Annotated in this window: 12 protein-coding genes; 5 read left to right on the top strand and 7 right to left on the bottom strand. The window is 44.5% G+C overall.

Annotation, left to right across the window (positions count from 1 at the left end; translation table 11 throughout):
* Positions 1-302: 302 nt before the first annotated feature.
* The 6 genes from pulA to HII16_RS15870 form a co-directional block, all read right to left on the bottom strand.
* Positions 303-4,625 carry a pullulanase-type alpha-1,6-glucosidase gene (pulA, locus tag HII16_RS15895; protein ID WP_169131719.1) on the bottom strand — a complete coding sequence of 1,441 codons (4,323 nt, stop codon included), beginning with the start codon at positions 4,623-4,625 and terminating at the stop codon, positions 303-305.
* Between the two features lie 45 nt (positions 4,626-4,670).
* Positions 4,671-7,544, bottom strand: a complete 2,874-nt coding sequence (locus HII16_RS15890) for a TonB-dependent receptor (protein ID WP_169131717.1) — start codon at positions 7,542-7,544, stop codon at positions 4,671-4,673.
* Between the two features lie 377 nt (positions 7,545-7,921).
* Positions 7,922-9,571, bottom strand: a complete 1,650-nt coding sequence (locus tag HII16_RS15885; protein ID WP_169131715.1) for a DUF3300 domain-containing protein — start codon at positions 9,569-9,571, stop codon at positions 7,922-7,924.
* A 183-nt stretch (positions 9,572-9,754) separates the two neighbouring features.
* On the bottom strand, positions 9,755-11,083 hold the full coding sequence (locus tag HII16_RS15880) for a sensor histidine kinase (protein WP_169131713.1): 1,329 nt from the start codon (positions 11,081-11,083) through the stop codon (positions 9,755-9,757).
* Entirely contained in the window at positions 11,076-11,777 is a 702-nt protein-coding gene (locus tag HII16_RS15875; RefSeq protein WP_169131711.1) for a response regulator transcription factor, read from the bottom strand. The genes HII16_RS15880 and HII16_RS15875 overlap by 8 nt, the downstream gene beginning before the upstream one ends.
* A 3-nt stretch (positions 11,778-11,780) precedes the next feature.
* Positions 11,781-12,062: a PepSY domain-containing protein gene (locus tag HII16_RS15870; RefSeq protein WP_135438654.1), complete on the bottom strand. Its 282-nt coding sequence runs from the start codon at positions 12,060-12,062 to the stop codon at positions 11,781-11,783.
* A 264-nt stretch (positions 12,063-12,326) separates the two neighbouring features.
* On the opposite strand from HII16_RS15870, the gene HII16_RS15865 reads away from it, so the two are divergent.
* The 3 genes from HII16_RS15865 to HII16_RS15855 all read left to right on the top strand — a co-directional run bounded on the left by HII16_RS15865 (position 12,327) and on the right by HII16_RS15855 (position 15,094).
* The gene (locus HII16_RS15865) at positions 12,327-13,175 is read left to right on the top strand and encodes a choice-of-anchor H family protein (protein WP_169131709.1); all 849 of its coding nucleotides are present in this window, start codon (positions 12,327-12,329) and stop codon (positions 13,173-13,175) included.
* Between the two features lie 63 nt (positions 13,176-13,238).
* Entirely contained in the window at positions 13,239-14,597 is a 1,359-nt protein-coding gene (glmU, locus tag HII16_RS15860) for a bifunctional UDP-N-acetylglucosamine diphosphorylase/glucosamine-1-phosphate N-acetyltransferase GlmU (RefSeq protein WP_169131707.1), read from the top strand.
* A gap of 50 nt (positions 14,598-14,647) precedes the next feature.
* Positions 14,648-15,094: a YaiI/YqxD family protein gene (locus HII16_RS15855; protein ID WP_169131705.1), complete on the top strand. Its 447-nt coding sequence runs from the start codon at positions 14,648-14,650 to the stop codon at positions 15,092-15,094.
* Position 15,095: 1 nt separating this feature from the next.
* Here the strand turns inward: HII16_RS15855 and HII16_RS15850 are convergent, their stop codons facing one another.
* Entirely contained in the window at positions 15,096-16,061 is a 966-nt protein-coding gene (locus HII16_RS15850) for an integron integrase (RefSeq protein ID WP_169131703.1), read from the bottom strand.
* A 235-nt stretch (positions 16,062-16,296) separates the two neighbouring features.
* Here HII16_RS15850 and HII16_RS15845 point away from each other — a divergent pair, with 235 nt between their 5' ends.
* Together HII16_RS15845 and HII16_RS15840 are read left to right on the top strand one after the other, a co-directional pair.
* Complete coding sequence (locus tag HII16_RS15845; protein WP_169131701.1) at positions 16,297-16,842, top strand: hypothetical protein; 546 nt, start codon at positions 16,297-16,299, stop codon at positions 16,840-16,842.
* A gap of 116 nt (positions 16,843-16,958) precedes the next feature.
* Positions 16,959-17,345: a VOC family protein gene (locus tag HII16_RS15840; protein ID WP_169129203.1), complete on the top strand. Its 387-nt coding sequence runs from the start codon at positions 16,959-16,961 to the stop codon at positions 17,343-17,345.
* Positions 17,346-17,451 lie beyond the last annotated feature (106 nt).

The following is a 17,451-nucleotide window of genomic DNA, read 5'->3' as shown; positions in this document are numbered from 1 at the left end:
CTTTTTCAAGGGGTCAGATCACTTGAACCCTGAATAACGGCATTGTATTCCATTCAGTCATTCCTTTTCTATCCATCATCAATGGCTTGTATGGATAAATACATCTAGTAACCATACACCTTCTCAAGCTGTCCTTGCCTTCCGAGTATAAGAACATCCTTGTACAAAACCCTCCCTATCTACTATCCATGGCTCAGGAGGATTAACACGTCCCTGTGCAAAAAAAAGCGCTTTATTCCAGGGAATAAGGCGCTTTAACAGGGAGAACGTATTTTCAAGGGGTCTGACCCCTTGAAAAAGAGTTACATTACTTTGGTAACCGTTAAGGTTGAATTTAGTGGGTCTGGACCTGTTACTGTGAACAGGTAGTCACCGGCTTCTTCAACGTTAATGGTGAAGTTAGACTGCGAGTCTTGAACCAAGGCTTCATCGACTGCTACCATCACTTCAGCGTCATCACCAGAGGTTGCACCAAGGTTTACCGTTGACCAGTCAGCTGAAGCAACTTTAAACTCGTAGCTTGTCGCATCCAATGCAATGGTGGCACTGTAGACGCTATCACCTTGATAGGTTAACGCATCGGTTTCACCCCAACCGTTCATGCCACCACGAATAAATACCGTGGTGTCACCAAACATCTTGGCGCTGTATACCGTAAGCGTTGGCTCAGCAGTATTCGAGGCATCAAAGATAAAGGTGTAATCGCCTTCAGCGAAGGTCATATTAAGGTTGTCGTTAGAGCCTGGTACAAGTAATTGCTCTTCACGCTCAAGCACTTCAGTATCATCAAAAGGCGCGCCCATGTTAACCGTTGACCAATCACCTGAGGCAATCTTGAAGTTAAGAGTACCTACACTCACGGTAATGGTGGCGGCAAACTTACCATCGCCAATGTAAACTAGTGGGTTGTCTTCGCTCCAGCCGTTCATGTCGCCACGCACAAACACTGTGGTGCCGTGGAATGGGTTTTCATGGCGCACATTAAGAATTGGTGCGTTAAGGTTGCTAGCGTCAACTTCGAAGATGTAGGTCGACTCTTCGCTGATGTTGATAACGAAGTTATCGTTGCTGCCTTGTACTAAGGCTTCATCTACGTCAATTAGTACTTCACCTTCGCCGGCGTTAGCACCCATGTTTACTGTTGACCAGTCAGCCGAGGCTATCTTGAAGTAGTACTCACCAGCGGCTAAATCAACGCTTACTTGATAAACACCATTACCTACGTAGTTAAGGGCATCGCTTTCACCCCAGCCATTCATGTCACCGCGCAGTAATACCGTAGTATCACCAAATGGCACGACATCTGGCGCACCTGCTGTTGCAAATGCTGATAGACCCGCACCTTGTGCTTCGCCTTGCGCTTTAACAAATACCGCTGTGCTCAATGCTGGAACAGTAAAGGTACCTTCACCTTCTCCTTCACTAAAGCTGGCGCTGGCCACTGTGGCATCAACTGATGCTTGTTGCACAGGGTGCAAACTAAAGCCAGATGCGGTGCTAACCGTGTGTGATAGCTCCATATCTGAGGTGTTAACCACAACAACAATGGCGTCATGCATGGCATCGATATCGGCTAAACCGGTACCGTCATCAATACTCATGACAATCAAACCTTGGGTTTGACGCTTACCGATATTGTGAAAACCAACACGGTTAACAATGTCTTCAGCGCTGGTTAAACGGAACAGCTTAGACGATTGACGAATTTGCAAAAACTCTTGAAACACATTGCTGGCAAAGCTGATTTCATCATAGCCAACGTGCGCCATAGGGTTTGCCGCCAACGCGACTAATGTATCGTCATCACGACCACCTTTATCAAGAGGTAAACCCATATTGAAGTTATTGCTGGTCATTGAAAAGTCAACGCGGTTATACCAATCACCGGCATCGTAGGTATTACGATCTAGTGATTTAGAGCGCAACATGTCGCCGCCCATTTGTAAGAATGGTACACCTTGCGACAACATAACTATCGATTGCGATACATTTTGCGCTCGCACACGTTCGTCCATGCTCATGGTGAATGGCAACACAAATTGCAATTGATCCCACAACGATTCGTTATCGTGTTTTGAGATGTAGTTGACCACATCGGCTGGATCTAAGGCATACATCGATGGGCTATAAGCACTGCCTGTTGCATCAACACCGTTGTAGCTTTTCAATACATAGTCGGCAAGTGAACCGGCCATACCAAGCTTAACGATGTCTTGCTTGATGAATGGGCCATCTTCGCCTGCTTTGTTAGAGAAAATCTCACCGGTACGGATACCTTCACGGATACGATCGTTAAAGGTCGAAATTTCGGTGCCAGCCATGGCAAATTGCTCAGCTTGCTGAAAACCACGATCGTCTTTTTGCCAGCCTTCACCATAGAAATAGTTGTCGGCGTCAATGGCGCGAACCGCGTCACGGGCGCTAAGCATTTGTTGTTTTGAACCATGGCTCATGATGTCAAAACGGAAACCGTCATATTTATAATGCTCGGTCCACACCAATAGTGAGTCGACCATCAACTTGTCCATCATGCGATGTTCAAGCGCGGTATCGTTACAACAGGTTGATTGCACAACTGCACCGGACATCAAATCACGGCTGTGATAATAACCCGGGACGATCTTATCTAATACTGAGTTGTCCCACAGACCGGCTGAGTTGGTGTGGTTATAGACCACATCTAGCACCACACGTAATCCCAAATCGTGTACCGATTTGATCATCGAACGCATTTCTAAAATACGTGCTGCACCATCGCTGTCGCTGGCGTATACACCATCAGGTACATTAAAATGCTTTGGATCGTAGCCCCAGTTAAAACTATCGAACTCACGTAATATGTCGATTAGCTTCGCCGCGTCGTTAGTGTACGGACTGTAACCTTGCAATACAGATAACAGCGTGGCGTTGTCATCTTCAACACCACAAACCGGAGCGTCTGATTTCATCTCACATAGTTTACCAACGGTATCGTTGATATTAACTATGCTGTCGCTGTCTTCATTGATTGAGGCAATATCGTTTGCTGGCAATAAATGTAAGTGGGTTAAGCCACTGTCAGCAAGCGATTTTAAGTGCATAACTGGCGCAGACTCTGACTCTGTAAAGGCCAGGTATTTACCGCGGTTTTCGGTTGATACGGTTTCATCCATGGCGCTAAAGTCACGGATATGCGCTTCATAGATTACCGCATCTTCGGCATCAACCACTTCCGGAATGAGGTGTTCGTTCCAGCCTTCAGGCATTAAATCGGCATCGGCTAGATTAACAAATTGCGAGTAATCGCCATTGGTCGATAAGCCCACTGAATACGGGTCGGTCACCAATAAAGTTTCTATTTGTTGATTTTGCGGATGATAAACCATCACTTCAAACTGATAAAAGGCTCTATCGTGTGCCATGTCAGCACTGTACGACCAAACACCTGAGTCAGTGTTCTCGCTCATCGGGTAGCTGCCGATTTCCATTTTGGCGGCGTCAAACACCTTCAACGTAACCTGCTGTGCGGTTGGTGCCCAAAGCGCGACGTTAATCATGCCATCGCTGTAATACGCACCTAACATCGCTTCATCAGCGTCGTTTTCAGCAGCGGTATATAGCGCATCTAATACTTTATCAGCTTGCACGTTACTGGCAGCAACTGTCGCACCATCGGCGTCGTAACCAACCACAACTAATTGGCCTTTAACCACTTGTTTTGCATCGGCAACGCTCCAGTCACCCATATACGCTGACCAATCAGCAACACGTGGTGATATAGCACGTTGATCATCATCTAATGCAATAGCGCTTAGCTCAATGGTTTCACCATTAAACATGTCGTTTTCATCGGCTTCGATGCCAGCATTGGCTGAATGATGCAATTTAACACTGGTAATTGTATCGGCTAATGGGTTGTCGATATTCCAAACCAGGGTATTGGCATCTAACCAATGCGCGGCAAAGTCTTTCGCTTTCACCGGTTGCTTACCTAGGCTAACCACAGGGTATTCAAATACCGACGGCACACCATCAAAGGTAAAGTTCATGCGAGTATAGGTTTCGTCATCTTGATGTAATGGCATTTGGAAATCGCCACTCCCCATCGCTTTACCCGCATCGTCGGTACCAACGTGGATGATGAAGTTACCGCAATCGCTGTAACCATCTTTAAGGTTTAATACCCAATAAGCACCGTAAGTTGGATCGATTCCGCTAATTTGATGACCGTTTGCCCAGTCACTGGTGTCGTGTGGTGGCGCGTATGCGTCACAAAAATCACTGTTCCAAGTGTGCAGACGGTAGCCATCATAAGATGGGTCACCCGCTTCATTGGTCGCGCCCAACGCACTGCGGTTATAGTAAATAATCGCTTCGTTTTCCGCTGGGAAGTACACTGGCAATGGCGCGTCAGGGTCAACACCCACAACACATTCTTCGTTTAGCGCATCCGGTACCGTTGGTGCCGGACACTGAATCGGCTCTGGATCAACACAAGCGCTGTAATCTGCGTTAGGTACCTGAGGTACATCACAGGTCAGTAAAACTTCACCAGAATCTACTTCGCTGTCGACATCACAGGCGCTAAGAAACAGTGACAGTAAGGCGACAAAAAGCAATTTTGCTGAATAAGTTGTCGTTTTCATTATATTTATTCCTTTTTCCATTATTACTTGGCAAGTACTCGTGGTTTAGAACGAGTAAGTACCCCCCAAGTAAAATTGGCGACCAAAGTACTGTGTCGTACCTGAGAACTTTCTGTTACCGAAATAACTTTGCGTTGGTTCGTCAGTCAGGTTATTTACCTGGAATAACACACCGAAGTTATCGTTGATGTTGTATGACGCCTGATAATCGATCACGGTTTCTTCATCAAAGTTCGCGGTTTGCTCATTTACACCCCACTGCTCTGATACAAATTCGTCACGATAACGCACGCTAAGGCGTGTTTCGAAACCTTCGTATTCGTAAAACACGGTCGAAGTAAACAGGTTTTCAGACAAGCCAGGTAAGGACTGGTCCATGGAACCACCAGATAAGTCGGTTTGTAGTTCAACCGAGCTTTCGGTGTGGGAATAACTGATGTTAAAGCCTAAACCTGACCAAAAATCCGGTAAGAAGCTCAACACTTGGGTGTAGGCAATCTCGATACCTTTGATGTCACCACCTTCGTCATTGTTAACTGCGGTGGTATAAATACCTACAGGGTCAACTTCTGATACTTCTCCGGTGGTTTCATTCTCGATGGTATCGGGAACGTAAAAGCCATTTTCTTTAAAGTTATAATCGGGAATACCGATGTTTTGCACAAACGATTCAATGTCTTTGTAAAACAAGGCAATGGCTAAGGCACCATCAGTATCAGTAAAGTATTTCTCGTAAGAGATATCGTACTGATCGGCATAAAACGGCTTCAAATATGGGCTGTTGTTACTTGACCCAGAAATCTCACCTTGGTCACTGATGTTGGTGCTGCGATCTGACGCCAATCGGTTAATTGGCGCGCGCGACATTACTTTTGCCGCTGCAAAACGGATTTGTGAATCGTCAGTGATTTGGAAGTTAAGGTTTAATGATGGTAGGTAATCGGTATAGTCGATGCCAACTACTTTAGAGGCATAGTTAGAGTTAACCAAGCCCACTTCATCCATAATGTTTTGTGCGCCACCTTCAAGTGCGCCACCGACGTTTTCAAGTGCGGTCGCACTTTGGTCGGTATCAACCATACGGATACCAATATTACCGGTTACCGGAATATTAAACATTTCCATATCAAGATTTAACATCACATAAGCGGCAAAGATTTCTTCGTACACTTCACCACTTTGCAATACCGACCACGAGCTTGAGTTATCAATCTCGCCAGCTGAGTTGGTACCCCAGGTTTGCACAGGTTGTGGAATGTCATTACCAAACCAAGCGTTAAGTGCTTTATCTAAATCAATAGCCAAATAGCTTGGGAAATACGAAAACTCACCTTGCCAGTCAACAACATCAACCATATCTTCGGTTAAACGCAGTGGTGGCTCGTTGCTTGAAAAGTTATTATCGGCACCGTATTCAAATACGCTGCGATCTGAGCTGTATTCGCGATCGGAATAACGCACGCCAAATTCAACCGAGGCAATGTAGTCATTATCCAAGGTGTATTCAAAATCAAGGCGGTAGGCGTCTAGCTCATCTTCGTTTTCATATGGGTAGATACCATACTTGCTGACCATAACACGATTGATGTCGGTAAACGCTTCAGCTTGACTGAAACCGACATCGGGTAAGTCACTGCCATTTAGCATATAAGAGATCGACACATTTGGATCAAGCAATGGTGTTTCGGCGTTTGCGTCTTCGGCAACCAATGCCCACAACAAGCCGTTTCTAAATTCGCTTTCGGCATAAGAGTAGCTCACGTCTAGGCTGGCGCTAAAGTTATCGGTTAGCTGCCATGCCATATTCACACCGTAGCTTTGTACTTCATCAAAGTCTTGGTTGTCATCGTTGACGATTTCAACACGGGTGTCATTGGCTTTGCTTTTGCGGTTAAAGGTGCCACCGATCATTAAGTTGTCGTAAATATTCGGATTAGCAATGCTGGCGGTCTCGCCATCAAATTTAACACGGTAACCACGGGCAAAAGACTCAGAATCGAACTTCGAAATAAACGCATCCGCGCGTAAGGTAAAGGTATCATTTGGTTGCCATTCAATCGCACCAACATAACCGTCACGGGTTTCTTCACCACCTAAGTGTTGCAGTTCGAAACCTTCACTTAGGTATTCGTTTTCTGGCGCATCATCTGGGCCTTCCATGTCGCCTGCAACATAATCGACATCTCGATCGGCACTGTAAGCAAAACCAATAAACTGAGTTGCTACACTTGGTTGGAATAAGCGGGCGTAACCAAGGGATAGACCCAAGGTGTCATCAGCAAATTTACCCTGATAAGAGAAGCTGAAACGATGACCGTATTCTTCGGCATCTTCGACTTCATTGGCACGGTCGTTGTACATACCACGTGCGTTAACGTTAAAGGTATGATCTTTTTCATTTGATAATGGGCTGGCGGTTTTTAGCTCAACCGTACCAGCTACACCACCTTCAATAAGCGAGGCTTTCGATGATTTATAGACCGCCGCTTGTGAGATAAGCTCTGACGGGTATTGGTCAAATTCGATAGAACGGCTGCCAGAGGTAGATACCTGCTCACGGCCATTTAAGGTTGATGATACGAATCCGCCACCCAAACCACGAATATTAATTTCTGCAGCCTGACCACCAGTACGAACGGCTGCAACACCCGGTAAACGGGTTAATGCATCGGCCATAGACACATCAGGTAAACCACCTAGGTCATCGGCAGAAATTTGTTCTGACACGGTATCGGCAAAGCGTTTTTGATTGATTGATTTGATAAGTGAACTTTTGAAGCCGGTGACTTCGATCACTTCTATCTCGTCTTGCTGATTTTCTTCTTCCGTCGGTTGTGCTTGTTCGGCAAGTAATTGCCCAGAACAAGCTAACAAACCGCTGGCGAAAAGCGCGCGCGAGACTCTGTTTAGCTTAAACATATTCTATCCCCAAGAAATTGTCCGTTTAGTTATTTTTTTAGGCGCTTCCATGCCGTTTTTTTGTGTTTTATAGGCTCATCACCCATAACAAACGGATGTTGAGATTTTGTTAATATAAAAACTCAAGGGGGTAATAAATAGTCAATGCATACGTATTCATAAATAACCTATATGCGGCAAAAGTATGCAAAATTGCTGCTATGTTTTACGAATTTACGAGGTTTTGTTTTAAATATGAATGGTAGGGCAACAAAAATGGGCTGTCTGGCTTGGCGGCGAGTTTTGAAAATATCGGCATTGGCTGCAATGCTCGCCATTTTTGCTGTTTATGAATACGTATGCAAAACAGTAAAAATGGCGGGTTGCAATTTGTTGCCTTAACGGCGTTTGTTCGATGACTTAGGTGCCGAGCGTTTTGGCGCCGATGATTTAAAACTGCGACTGCTGCTTTTTTTACTGCTGTAGCTTTTGCCCGTTTTAGGGGCAGCATGCTCATTGCGAGCAATACTGCGTTTTTGCTGTGAGGTATAAACACTGCCTTTGTTATTCAGCTTGGCTTTATTGTTGGTGTAGTTGTTGCTGGTGTTAGGAGGACGAATCCCACCGCGCGCTTTATCGCTTTGTCTTTCCCCGGACTGTCGGTGGGAATTCGTCAATCTGTTGTTATAAGTTGTTGATTTATTGCCACTGGCTTTGCCATAAACCGTATTGTGATCTCGATTGCTATTTAACCCTTTGCTTTGCTGATCAAGCTTATGGCGTTGACTTTGTTTGGTCCTGACTTGCTGCGTTGCTCGGTCTTTTCGAACCTTGTCATAAAATTGTTGGTACTCTTTGCTAGGATTGCGTTTACCCTTATTAGTTCCATTTTTCACGTTATTGGTTGCAATGTTTTTTGTCGCATTGGCGTTATTTGAGACACCGCGATAACGTTCACCGTTGGCTACATGCAACTGATTTTTAAGCTCGGCTTTGCCTGGACGTTTTACCCCATACTTGGTTGCAACCCGCTGATTTTGATAGGCAACACCGCGGCGATTTTTACTGTTATGCTGCCAGCGTTGATAATCCCCTTTGCCGTTGCTGGTGCCTTTATAACCTCCATTGCTTTTAGCGTAATTACCTTGACTACTACTGTGTTTATTATGGCCTTTCGCGTAATTGCCATGGCTCGAGCTGGACTTGTGCTTGTTATGGCCTTTGGCGTATTTGCCATGGCTGGAGCTAGACTTGTGCTTGTTATGGTGACCTTTACCATGATGGCTTTTGTGATAGTGGCGATAGTAATAAGAATGGTGATGATGATTGTGTACCACCACGTGATGATAGTTCCAGCTAAAGCCGAAAATAAACCAACCATCTGAAATATGTACCGCTGGGTAATAGTAAAATGGTGTGTAGTGATGCACGTAATGACGTGCATGATGTGACCAATAAACCGGTGGGTAATCAGGCCAGTACCAATGGCCGTAAACCACCCGGGTATCATAATAAGGCACATAGACGATTTCTTTTTGCACCGGTTGAATAACAATGTTTTGTTGCTCTTGGCTGATTTGCATGTTTTCCATGTCATCAAAAGTACCGGCATTAAGGGCTTTTTTGCGTAACCGCTGTACCGCCGCCAACACTTGTTCTTCCGAGGCTAAAAAGGCATTACCTAATTGCTCGGTCCAGGTTAGCTCTTCGCTCATTTTCTTTAAAATGTCAGCAAATGGCATTAACGCAATGACGCTTGGATCCCATTGCATTTTCTCGCCCTGCTCAATCAATTGTTGTTGACTGGCATTGGGGTTTTCTCTGACATAACGTTCGGCTTGAATCACTTCGATAGGATACGTCGAGGCCACCAGAATATGGGTTAATACCGAATCTGGATACAATGCGATAGGTGCTAGCATTTGTTCCAGCTCAGCACCGGTGTACGGTTTATAGTCTGCACTTTGCTCAATCGCACGCAATGGGCTGGCCATCACAATCAGGCTAAGAAATAGTATGGGCAAATATGAGTTGAGTAAACGTTTCATTGTCGTTCGCCTCGGCTATTTTTGATATTTGATAGTCATTATAAAAACAGCAAGCTGAACGTAATCTGAACAAAGCAGGCTAAAAACGTTCAGTTTCGCGACTAAATAGAGGATTTTTAACAATAAATGCCAATATTGGCAGAGGGATGACTGTTGATAATATCGATTTACCGGACGAGCTGTTTATGGCAGATGTATCTCAAATTTGGCGCCGGCAAGTTGTTCGCTATCGCTGATGTGCAGTGTGCCACCATAGCTGTCGATAAGATCGCGAACAATGGCAAGGCCAATACCATGACCGCTGTCATAACTGTCGGCTCTAACACCACGTTTTAATATCGCCTGCTGTTGTTCAGGGGCAATACCTACGCCATCATCTTCAAAGGCGATGATTGTGCCTGAGCCTTGGCTTAGCGAAATGCGCACGTTTTTATTGGCGGCTTTGCAGGCGTTATCCAGTAAATTGCCCAGCATTTCCATAAGATCACGTTGATCACCTTTAAAGCTGGCGTTGCTGTCTAGGTGTTGTTCAATTTGCAGCTCTTTATCGGCGTAGATTTTATTCATAGTACGCACCAGCTTTTCAACGGTTTCACTGATATTGACACTAACGTGCCAACCAATTTGGCCGCTACTTTGCGCACGTTTTAACTGATGTTCGATAATATCTGCCATCGACGATAACTGCCGATTGACACTGGCATCAAGTTTGTCGTTGGTGGCCAATACCGCCAATGGGGTTTTTAAGCTATGGGCCAGATCGGATAATGCATTAGCAAAGCGCTTTTGCTGATGGTGTAAGCTTTTAATCAAGCCATTAAGCTGTTCGGCGACTTGCTGTAACTCGGTTGGATAGTCACCATTCAATTGATTTTGCTCACCTTTTTCAACTTTGATCACTTCGCGTCGCAAACGGCGCACCGGCGATAGAGTCCATTTTAAATAAACAAATTGCAGCAGTAACAATACCGCTAAGGTCACCGTGCCCCATAAAAACAGCTTTTGCTGAAACACCGCTAAGCGTTGCTGCAATGGCGTTAGGTCTTTAAAGATATGCACGGTTAATTGAAATTCTTGCTCATCACTGACAAAACTGACGGTAAAACTGTGACTGCGATAGTTGCTGTCTTTAAACATCAATTGGCTAAATTCAGAGTTGCCTAATGGCGGCGTTGGCAATGCGCTGGGCATATCGCCTGCTAACATCGATTGCGATTGCCATAAAATATTCTGACCTTGGCTTATCACCGCGTATTGGCCGGAGTCGGCCAAATTAAAGTTTGGATCCGGCAGTTGGTCGGGCATAAACAGTTGTTGATTATCGACTTCAGCGACGGCGAGAATGCCATAGTTTAAAGCCACCATCTCATCGTCACTGGCTTGTTGCAGTTGTTGTTCGACCACACTGTTGAGCAATAGCGCCAAACTTGGCACCATCACCAAAACCAGCAATACCGCTGATAATAAGATGCGCGACGATAACGAGGCAAAATAGCTGCTAGCGTTAGCCATTGCTGCCCTTGCTGTCGTTAGTATCTAGGTTAACCAACTTATATCCTTGACCACGCATGGTTTCGATAAAGCCATATTGGTTATCTGGGTCGAGCTTTTTACGCAAGCGGCGAATAAACACCTCGATGACGTTGGAATCCAGATCAAAGTCTTCGTTGTATATATGTTCGGTCAGTTCGGCTTTGGAGCTCACCTCACCAATGTGCAGAAACAAATACTCAAGTAAACGATATTCGCTGCTACTTAAATTAACCGTGTCTTGATTAACGCTAACTTGTTGTGATTTGGTGTTGATCGCCAACGGACCATTATTGATGACCGGACTGGCTTGACCAACACTGCGACGAATCAGTGCATTTAACCTGGCCAATAACTCTTCTAACACAAACGGTTTAGCAAGATAGTCATCGGCGCCCGCATCTAAGCCGGCAACACGGTCTTGCCAATGATCTCGGGCGGTAAGTATTAATATAGGAAAGTTAATTTGTTGCTTACGCAAGGTTTGAATCAGCGTGATACCGTCAATAAACGGTAAACCAACATCAATAATGGCAGCATCATAAGGGTATTCACAGGCTTGAAATAAGCCCACTTTACCATCGTCGGCAACATCAACACTAAAGCCTGCGCCTTGCAAATGTTCCGCTAATTGTTGTTGTAATTGTTGATCGTCTTCAACTAACAGTAAACGCATTGATCACCTTGAGATTTTTCCGGTTTTGGCATCCACCGTAACGTAAATTACATGACCGTCATTGGTGAGTAATTTAACTCGGTAGGCTCTGCCCTTGACGCTTTGCACGCCCAGTACTTTGCCACCATAGCGTTTTTTCACCATGTTGGCGGCTTGCTGTTTTGACGTCACTTTATTGTTGTTAACCAAAACAAAATGATGAGCGTTTTTGTTCTTGGCAGCCGCTGGCGTGATCGCCATGGCATTAACCGCCAACAACACCAAACTCAACAGCAAAAATTTCATCAATCTACACCTTTTCAATCTTCGTGGTTCACTTGTTTGCTCAGTGGTGATTTCACTGACCATTGGTTTCAAGTGTAAAAGATGCAAGGACTTAAATAAACCTTTGGATTCAAAAGCCTTTTATGACCGGCATTAAATGAGCTTAGCCTAGGCCAATAAAGCTGAACGTTAGCTGAATAAAATGTCAGTTTTGTGTTCAGATTCGGTTAAGTGACAAGTGTGTTTAATGAACTTAAAACCCCGGAAAACAAAAAAGAGGCTGATATGCTTTTTAAAACACCAAAAAATTTGAATGTCACGGAAACGTTCTTTTTCACCCTACTTAAGCTGATGATGTTGTTAGTCGCCATCAATGTGCTGCTGGTGGTCAATAAAGCGGTGGCCAACGAAACCGAACACACTAAGCCTGCGCAGCAACATTCGGTGTCTGGATTTGCCAATACCATGAATGCCGAGGTGCGTAAAACGCTGATCAAGGCGAAAAAGAATAGGCAAAACCTACCCGCCCCATTGATGCGTCAACCGGCAGCGCTTAATAGCGACAGCCAAAGCGGTAACCTGGTTGATAGCAACAAGGTGGTGATTCGCAGCAGCCAAGTAAACCATTACAACAGCTTTACCATTTACGATGCCTATAGTGAGTTATTTGATGACTATGACTACGATGGCTACTACCAAAGCTTTTCGGTGATCTTTGATGCTGACCTTACCTCGGGCCCTGAAAATATGGCGGTAGGCGTATATGCGGTGATGTTTATTCGTGAAAGTAATGGACCATGGGAGCATTATTACACCACCGATGACTTTATTATTATTGGCAGCGATAGCGAAGATGCCTACGAAGTGTATACCGAACTTGATGAAGGCTATTACCCAGATTATTACGATATCTTAATTGAGTTGTATGACAGTGAACATGGTTATTTAGTGGCGAGCTACAGCAGTGACGATAGCGACAGCCTGTATGCCTTACCATTAGAAAGTTACGAATACGATGAATATGACGACTACCATGATCATCATCACGACCATCATGATGACGGTGGCAGTATGGGCATAATGGTGCTGTTATCGTTGTTTTCTCTACTAATTAGTCGCGGTAATAACAATTAATTAGAATTTGACGCAACCTCAGAGTAAAATAAGAAACAGATATAACAATAAACGGATCAATCAATGTCACTTTCAGTCGTTATCCTTGCTGCGGGTAAAGGTACCCGCATGCGCTCTTCACTTCCAAAAGTGCTGCACAAAGTAGCGCATCAATCCATGGTCGAGCACGTTATTGACTCAGCCCGAGCGGTAAACGCCGATAATATTTACCTTGTATATGGTTTTGGCGGTGAGGTGTTAAAAGCGCAAGTGAATGGCGATGATTTGACCTTTGTTGAACAAGCTGATCAGCTTGGAACCGGTCATGCGGTTGATATGGCATCACCATTTGTTAAAGACGACGAAGACGTTTTGGTATTGTACGGTGACGTACCATTAACTAAGGTCTCTACCTTAGAGAAATTGATTGCTGCGAAACCAGATGATGGCATGGGGCTATTGACCGTTAAGCTTAACAACCCAACCGGCTATGGTCGTATTGTTCGCCTAAATGGCGAGGTGGTTGGCATTGTTGAACAAAAAGACGCTAACCCTGAGCAATTACTTATTGATGAATGTAACACTGGTATCTTGCTTGCTAATGGCGGCGACTTAAAACGCTGGTTAGGTAATTTGTCGAACGACAACGCCCAGGGTGAATACTACCTAACCGACATCATTGCCATGGCGCATTCTGAAGGCAAAAGCATTGCAACGGCGCACCCAGACACTGAAATTGAGGTAGAAGGTGCTAATAACCGTGTGCAATTGGCGAATTTAGAGCGTGCCTATCAAGCCCGTCAGGCCGAAGCGTTGATGATAGCCGGTGCCAGTTTGCGCGACCCAAGCCGCATTGATGTGCGTGGTACCTTGAGTGTCGGCACCGAAGTCGATATCGATGTAAACTGTATCTTCGAAGGCAATGTTACCCTAGCTGACAATGTAAAAATTGGTGCTAATAGCATCATCATTAACGCTCATATTAAACAAGGTGCGGTGATCAAACCAAACACCATTGTCGAGAATGCGGTTATTGGTGAAGGCTGTTCAGTGGGGCCATTTGCACGCATTCGCCCAGGTAGCGAAATGAAGCCTGACTCTCATGTTGGCAATTTTGTTGAAATGAAGAAAACCATCATGGGCGGAGGCTCGAAAGCCGGTCACCTAACCTATCTTGGTGATACCGAGGTTGGTAAAAATGTCAATATTGGTGCCGGTACCATCACCTGTAATTACGATGGCGTAAATAAATCAAAAACCATCATTAAAGATGGTGCCTTTATTGGTTCAAATGCGTCACTTGTGGCGCCAGTAACCATAGGTGAAATGGCAACCACTGGCGCCGGTTCGACCATTGCCAAAGACGTTGAAGATGATGCCTTGGCTGTTGCCCGTGCCAAGCAGCGTAATATTCAAAGTTGGCCACGCCCGACTAAAAAATAGTAATAGCGTATAAAGACCGGCAATTGCTGGTCTTTTTTAAGGAGCCAGATATGGCGATTTGGGTTGATGCTGATGCCTGCCCGGTAGCGATTAAAGAGATATTATTTCGCGCCGCTGACCGACGACAAATACAGCTGACTTTGTTGGCCAATCATTATTTGAAAACACCACCATCAAAATACATCTCCAGCGTGCAGGTCAGTGCTGGCTTTGATGTCGCTGATGACGAAATTGTTAAACGGGTACAAGCCAATGATTTGGTGATCACCAGTGACATCCCGCTGGCCGATGAAGTGATCGATAAAGGAGCTAACGTCCTTAGCCCTCGAGGCGAATTATTTACCAAGGCCAACATCAAATCGCGTCTTAATATTCGCGACTTTTTGGACACCATGCGTGCCAGTGGTGTGCAAACTTCAGGACCACCGCCGCTAAATGCCAGTGACAAAAAGGCCTTTGCCGATCATCTCGATCGCTATTTGCAGCGACAATGCTAATTTAAAGTAAATCCGATAACGGGCTCAACACACCCCTGGCGCCTCTATCGATGACATGGGTATATATCTGTGTGGTTCGCACATCGCTGTGACCGAGTTGCTCTTGCACCGTACGGATGTCTGCTCCACGTTCTAATAAATGGGTGGCAAACGAGTGGCGAAGAGTATGACATGTCAACATTTTCTCCAATGCGGCATTGCTGGCCGCTGCCTTAACCGCCTTTTGAATACCGCTGGCATCGATATGATGACGGCGCAAAACCCCTTGTTCAGGATCGGTGCTCAACCTAGTTGACGGAAATAAAAACTGCCAGCGAAACTCTTTGGCTGCCTTTGGGTACTTGCGTGCTAAGGCATGCGGCAACCAGACACCAGCAAAGCCGATATTGTTTTGGTCCAAATTAAACTTCAATCGCACCGCTTCAATTTGTTGTTTTAGTGGCCGTACCAACTCTTTAGCAAGGGTTACTCGGCGATGTTTACCGCCTTTACCATTCCATACCTGTACCGAATAGTAATCAAAGTCGATGTCTTGAACTCTGAGTCGAACCAACTCCATTAGCCGCAAGCCACTGCCATACAATAACTGGCAATGCAGACTATAGCGTGGTGAAAGCGCCCGAAAAAACGCCACGACTTCTTGCCTTGTTAATACCGTAGGTAATTTTGATTGATTGCTGGAACGATTAAAATTTAAGTCTAATGTTAACGGTTTTTCGACGATTTCCTTATACAAATACACCAAAGCATTAAGGGCGATTGCTTGCGTGCGTGGTGCCACATGGCGGGTGTTTGACAAATAAGACAAGAACCGTTCAACTTCAACGTCATGCAGATCGCGTGGGTGTTGCATACCATGAAAAATAATAAAGCCACGGATCCAATACAGATAAGCTTCAATGGTTTTTTTTGAATAGCGACGTGCCCACATATGGCGAGACACTTGCTTTAAGAAAGCAGATTTCATCCTTGATACCTGATTAATAAATTTAATTAAAAGTATAGCGACAACTAGAAAAAAACGACAAATGCGTGAAACATGGAAAATTTCCACCTTTCACCAAGGTGAAAGAAATCGCCCTCCTAACATGTTGAAACAAAGGCAGTATTAAAGGTAAAGTGTTACTTTTAAAACATAGATGGAATTATCCCCCGTGCAAACATGGAATTTTGCCATCTAATAAACTGTTAGGCATACGGAAATGAATCGAGTTAAATCATACATTATTGCAATTCTAATCATCTCAATTGGTGGCTGTAAAACAACTCCAAAAGTTGAAGATGAAGGAAAATCGTTACGTGGCGCAACACCTATTCAATTGTTTATGGGAACATGTGTTGTTGGTCGTCATAGCTTATCTGCACTTGAAGAGTCAGCTCAAAGAAAAGGGTTTAACGTAGCTCCAACTGAAATTGCACAAAATTATTTAAAAGGCAATAGTGGCAAAGCTTGGCTCCTAGAAAATGATGAAGGACATTTTGGCTTAGCTCTACTAGAAAACAATCTTTGTTCCGTTTACGTACATCAAGGTGAACCCGATACAATTCAGGCAAGCATGGAGTCATGGCTTCCTCCTGTTGGCAGCGGGTTTACTTATAAAAAAGAGTTGGTTTCAAAATCAGGCAGTCTAACAACTACTTCTTATACCTTGTATCAAGGCAGTGTTTTTCTGGAGCAATGGGTTTTAACAATCAACACTTCCAAACCAACAAATTTAGTAGCAATCATGTCGTATCATGGTGCATAGTATGCCTAACAAGCTAATAAATAAGGACAAAAAACAGTTGGCTGTTTTCGTTCCTCAACATTTTAGCCAACAATTTTTTGCCCATTATTAGGACGTTAAGTTGCTATGGAGATAATATGCCGCTTAAGATTGATCATTTAACTTTTTTGGTTACATCATTAGAAGAAAGTATGCCGTATTACGATAAATTATTATCTTTAATAGGATTTGAAAAGTTACGGGATTATGTGTGGACAGATGGGGAAGGTTTTTTCTTTCAATTTGACCAAGCTAAAGCTGGTACAAGTGAATATGAAAGGTATGGAGCAGGCATGAACCATATAGGTTTCTGCGCGCCTTCACCTGAATTTGTAATTGATGTACAAAAACAGATGAAAGAGTCTGGTTTTTTGGTTCCTGAAACACAACATAGGGGAGATGCAGTCGCTTTGTTTATGAAAGATCCTGACGGTATTCGTTTTGAAATTACATATTACACGCCAGGAATGGCTGTAGTAGATTAGGGGTGCGCAACTTAACAAGTTGCTCAAACGGACAAAAAACAGTTGGCTTTTGCTCGTTCCTCGCTAATTTTAGCCAATTATTTAATTGCCGCTTAGCAAAGCGTTA

Origin of the sequence: Thalassotalea sp. Y01, assembly GCF_012932945.1 — a bacterium.
Classification (GTDB): Bacteria; Pseudomonadota; Gammaproteobacteria; order Enterobacterales; family Alteromonadaceae; genus Thalassotalea_A.
Note: the sequence above shows the minus strand (reverse complement) of the source record. Positions and strands in the feature narration are given on the sequence as shown.